This window comes from Planomonospora algeriensis (genome assembly GCF_977012225.1).
In genome coordinates this window covers 1-1,960 of sequence record NZ_CDRNDK010000759.1, presented here as the reverse complement: position 1 = coordinate 1,960, position 1,960 = coordinate 1, and the positions used below count along the sequence as shown (strand labels likewise).

The 1,960-nt window shown below is 75.9% G+C and carries 3 protein-coding genes; all 3 read right to left on the bottom strand.

The features are described from left to right. Positions 1-129: 129 nt before the first annotated feature. Positions 130-1,194, bottom strand: a complete 1,065-nt coding sequence (locus ACWJ6R_RS35465) for an ABC transporter ATP-binding protein (protein WP_449066402.1) — start codon at positions 1,192-1,194, stop codon at positions 130-132. A gap of 74 nt (positions 1,195-1,268) precedes the next feature. Next, positions 1,269-1,433 (bottom strand): hypothetical protein, encoded by a 165-nt coding sequence (locus ACWJ6R_RS35460; protein ID WP_449066401.1) that lies wholly within the window; start codon positions 1,431-1,433, stop codon positions 1,269-1,271. After that, the coding region (locus ACWJ6R_RS35455) for a LolA family protein (protein WP_449066400.1) at positions 1,415-1,960 on the bottom strand (546 nt) is incomplete at its 5' end. The genes ACWJ6R_RS35460 and ACWJ6R_RS35455, both read right to left, overlap by 19 nt.

The following is a 1,960-nucleotide window of genomic DNA, read 5'->3' as shown; positions in this document are numbered from 1 at the left end:
GGAGCCCCGGTCCGCGTCCCGGCCGCCGTTCCGGCTCCCGCCCCGGTCACCGCCGACGCCCCCACCGCCTTTCCCGCCACCGTTCCCGCCGCCGTCTCAACCGCCGTTCCCGCCACCGTCTCCGTCGTCTCAACCGTCGACATCGAAGCCCTCCCCGGTCAGCCCCACGAACACGTCCTCCAGGCTCGGCCGGTGCACGGCCAGCCCGCGTACCGCGACGCCGCCGGTCACCAGTGCGGCGGTGACGCGCTCGGGCGGGAGCGCGCCGAGCGCCGCACCGGCCTCCGCCGTACCGGTCCGGATCTCCGTCAGGCCGAGCCCCGCCAGTACGGCGGCGGCCGCGGCGGGGTCCGGCGTCTCCACCCGGATCCTGGCCTCCTCCCCCGCCCGGAGCTCGGCGACCGGGCCCTCGGCCACCAGCCGGCCGGCGCGCATGACGCCGACGTGGGTGCACATCTGCTCGATCTCCGCCAGCAGGTGGGAGGAGACGAAGACGGTCGTCCCGCCGGAGGCGACCTCCGCGACGAGCGAGCGCACCTCGCGGGTGCCCTGCGGGTCCAGCCCGTTGGTCGGCTCGTCGAGGATGAGCAGTTCCCTCGGGCCGAGCAGCGCGGCGGCGATGGCCAGCCGCTGCCGCATGCCCAGCGAGTAGGCGCGGTAGCGCTTGCGGGCCGCCGCGGTCAGCCCGACCCGCTCCAGGGCGAGTCCGATCCGGCTCGCGGCGGTGCGCGGGTCGGCGGCCGGGTCGGCGGCGTCGTAGCGGCGCAGGTTCGCCTCGCCCGACAGGTAGGGGTAGAACGCCGGCCCCTCGACCAGCGCCCCCACCCGGGGCAGCACGGCGCCGATCCCGCCCGGCATCGGCGTGCCGAGCAGTTCCCAGTCGCCCTCCGTCGGGGCGACGAGCCCGAGCAGCATGCGGATCGTCGTGGTCTTGCCCGAGCCGTTCGGGCCGAGGAAGCCGAAGACCGAGCCGCGCGGCACGGCCAGGTCGAGGCGGTCCACGGCCACCTGCCCGCCGCGGAAGCGCTTGGTCAGGCCCCGGATCACGATCGCGTGGTCCCCCTGAGACGCCGGGGATCCCGGAGACGGGGCGGCGGCGGACGGAGACGGCCCTGCGTTCTCACCGGTGCGGGCGGTCTCCTCCCCCGGGACGGGTCTGTCCGGGCGGGGGGTCTGGTCGGTGCGGACGGTCACCACGGGCGCTCCTTCGGTCGTCCGGTCCTGGGCGGGAGGCGGGGACGCCGCGCTGGGCGCCCCCGGGGTCACGCTCACTTCCGGCCGGCCACCTCGACCAGCTTCTCGGGGGTGACCGCCCCGACGAGCAGCCGCCCGTCATCGGTGAGCAGCGCGGAGACCAGCTTGGTCCGGATGACCTTGCCGCTGCCCCACGTCCCGCTGACCGGGGTGGCGGACTTCAGCAGGGCCTCGGCCACGGCGGCCGCGTCCCCGGCGGCCTGCTCCGGCTTCCCTTCCTGGAGGTCCCGCGGGAGAAGGGCAGCACGGCGACCGCCGTCCAGCCCGCGCCGACGATCTCGGCCTCCTCCTTCATCTCCTTCTCCTTGTCCTGCCGCTCCGCGAGCCCGGGAGCGAGGTCGGAGAGCGACTTCTCCTCGACCTCGGCGCCCGGCGGCGGGGTGAAGGTGAAGTTCTCCGGGGCGGGCGGGGTGAAGGTGACCGTGGTGAAGCCCACTTCGAAGGCCGGTTCGGCCGAGCCCTCGGCGTAGACCTGGACCCGCAGGGGGGTCAGGGTCTCCCCGTCGAGCGCCAGCCTGATCTCCCTCACCAGGGACGAGGCGTCCTTGGGGGCGAGGGTGAGCTGGTAGGCGTCGCGGCCGGCGACCTTCTCGCTGCTGGTCACGCCGACCGCGGTGTCGGCGTCGGCCCTCTTGAGCAGCTCCTGCGCGATCTGCTGCGGCGTGGCCCCCTCGGGCAGCGCCCCGGCCGGGCCGGGGCGCTGCCC